The sequence below is a fragment of the Peribacillus sp. NPDC096379 genome, assembly GCF_044762875.1.
Classification (GTDB): Bacteria; Bacillota; Bacilli; order Bacillales; family DSM-1321; genus Peribacillus.
On the sequence record NZ_JBIWFD010000019.1, the window covers coordinates 1 to 1,052 of the forward strand.

Annotated in this window: 1 protein-coding gene; it reads right to left on the bottom strand. The window is 33.1% G+C overall.

Translation table 11 applies throughout. The features are described from left to right. Nucleotides 1-268: 268 nt before the first annotated feature. Complete coding sequence (locus tag ACIQZI_RS24255; RefSeq protein WP_403078386.1) at nt 269-556, bottom strand: hypothetical protein; 288 nt, start codon at nt 554-556, stop codon at nt 269-271. Nucleotides 557-1,052 lie beyond the last annotated feature (496 nt).

Below are 1,052 nucleotides of genomic sequence, written 5' to 3' on the forward strand. Positions count from 1 at the left end.
GCAATATTGCTGACCCCTTTCATCTATTTTTTGAAAATTATATCAACGGGACATTTGTATTGCTACTCAACTAATGTAGGTACCATGTGAGGTTTCACTCAATATAGATAAGTACCCGTGTCACAATTTAAGAAAAGTGACTCTGACTATACTATATACTCCGTTTTATCTATATTCGTGAATTATATATTCATTTTTAGTTAACATAATCATCTTTATAGGTACAGCTAAAAGGATCTTCTGGTCGAAGATCCTTTCAGCTGCTTGTTTAATTAAAGAAATTCTCCTTATTCTGCATCGAACCCTTATTTACCATGACAAGCGATATAATAGCAAAAATAATTAAAATGAAAGCGAGAATTCCATAACTTGCCCCTTCGAACCCTCTAATCTTTATAAAACCAATATAAAACAAAATAATAGCAGCTATAACTGTTAAGATTCCTGGTACAATCCTCAAGGATAGGGAAAGGTTTATTTTATTGAACCACCACGTAAGTAACAATATGATTATTCCTGGCACAATAGCCATCAGAAAAGGCCCTAAAATCATCATTTGACTCATCTCCTTTTTGTTATTTTATTATCAATTTTTAAATATGACCGCCTCGTTAGTTTAAGTACAAACTTTCACAGTCTCCATACTATATTTTAACATAAATATCCAAATGGCTTGAAAATTGGTTTTCTACAATCTGACCCTTTAGTTTAACAAGGTCTCAAAGGATCACATGAATACTCTATACAAATCTAGTTTACATAAAGTGAATTTTCGGAACTTCCGAAATATAACCCCCTTGGTGCTCAAGGGGGTTATATTTATCGTTTATACATGGTTGATGAATCCACATTTTTGGCTTCTGAAGAAGCCTGATAGCTTCATAAAAAAGGGGTGTTTTATGCACCTTCCTCTTTCACTAAAGCTACCCATTAGTTCAACAAGGATTTTTTTGTAATTAAAAGTTATAAAAGAGAAAATAAAAAGAACGTTGCTTTCGCAACGTTCTCTAGGGAAGTGTCAACTTGGGAGATGAGAGGTTCCCTAATGTAAA

Coding starts and splice junctions, on each gene's coding strand:
- ACIQZI_RS24255 (WP_403078386.1), bottom strand. CDS start 556: ATGATGATTTTAGGGCCTTTTCTGATGGCTATTGTGCCAGGAATAATC.